Consider the following 1,489-nt stretch of genomic DNA (forward strand, 5'->3'; position numbering starts at 1 on the left):
AAAGAGGTGGTTAGATGACAGGTTGGATTAAAATACATCGTAAAATAATCGATCATTGGATATGGGCAGATTCCAAACGATTTAAATGGTGGTTAGACATCTTATTATTAACAAATCATTCTGATAAAAAAGTGATGATTGGTGGAAATTTAGTCCTTTTGAAACGAGGTTCATTCCATACATCAGAATTGAAATTATCTGAACGTTGGAACGTGTCTAGAAATACCGTGAGAAACTATTTAAATTCGTTAGAAAAAGACAACATGATAAACACTAAAAAGACAAAAAACGGAACAACCATTAAAGTGCATAACTACGAGGTTTATCAAGGAAAAGAAGAAACTAAAAAACATATGATTGAACAACAGACTGAACAATTAAATGAACAACAAACTATACAACCAACTGAACAACAAAGTGAACAAATCATTGAACAACAGACTGAACAAAAGAGAGACAATAGACTGAACAGAACACTGAACAAATCACTGAACAATACTAAGAATGTAAAGAATATAAAGAATGATAAGAATGTAAAGAATGAGAAGAAGGAGAAGAAGTATAAAGCCTTCGACTTCTTCCAAGAAAATGGATTTGGCTTTATCACTCAATATCTTGTCGAAGAATTAAATTATTATCTTGATAACTTTTCTCATGATTCAGACGAAATAGTCATAGCTGCACTTAAAATTGCAAAGGACAGAAACAAAGTGAATTGGGGTTATGCCAAAAGCATTTTAAATTCCTGGTTACAATCAAACTTGAATTCAATTGATCAAATAAGAGCTTATGAAATTCAACAAAAAGCATTAAGAGATCAATACACCAAACCTAAACAATTCCAACAAAGTAAAGAGAAAACGCCAGACTGGATTGAAAATCGAGACAAATATCAAGACGAAGTAGACGAAAATTTTGAGGAAGATAGGGCTAGATTTTTAAAAGAATTAAACGAACAGTGGGGTGATTAGCATTTGGACAAAGAACCTTACAAAGTAAAAATTGGAGACCATAAACTTATATTTAATAGCGACGAAGTGAAAAAGATGAAACAGCTTGGTATTACAAGATCATTAATTGTTAATAGATTTAAAAATGGTTGGCCAAGATTTTATATAGTGAATCAGCCAAAACGTATGTCTAGAAAAGATTTTGACAAAATGATAGCAATTAGAAAGCAAAATCTATTGTCAAAGCAACGGCGCTCAGTTTATAAAAAGGAACTCCAAGAAAAAAGACAACAGGAGAAATTGCACTTAAAGAAATATCCACAAAAAGTAAAAGCATCAAAATATTATTTTGATTTGCTAAATTTTGCAACTAAAGCATTCAAAAATTAAAACGCAAAATGCAAAACATAAAACAAAAATTGGAGGAATAAAATGTCAAAAATTAAACGTAAAGTAGAAATGAATTTACATCAATTAATTGAGTGGGCTTGGGAAAACAATATTAAAAATCAAGGATTTATAAGTAACAGAGATGAATT

The 1,489-nt window shown here is 30.4% G+C and carries 2 protein-coding genes; both read left to right on the top strand.

The genetic code is table 11. From position 1 onward, the window contains the following. Positions 1-14 precede the first annotated feature (14 nt). Complete coding sequence (locus tag ABTZ91_RS34020; RefSeq protein ID WP_217232495.1) at positions 15-971, top strand: DnaD domain protein; 957 nt, start codon at positions 15-17, stop codon at positions 969-971. 3 nt (positions 972-974) lie between these two features. Continuing rightward, positions 975-1,340 carry an SA1788 family PVL leukocidin-associated protein gene (locus ABTZ91_RS34025; RefSeq protein ID WP_070451281.1) on the top strand — a complete coding sequence of 122 codons (366 nt, stop codon included), beginning with the start codon at positions 975-977 and terminating at the stop codon, positions 1,338-1,340. The last annotated feature ends 149 nt before the right edge of the window (positions 1,341-1,489 follow it).

The sequence above is a fragment of the Streptomyces sp. NPDC126499 genome, assembly GCF_040302485.1.
Taxonomy (GTDB): domain Bacteria; phylum Actinomycetota; class Actinomycetes; order Streptomycetales; family Streptomycetaceae; genus Streptomyces.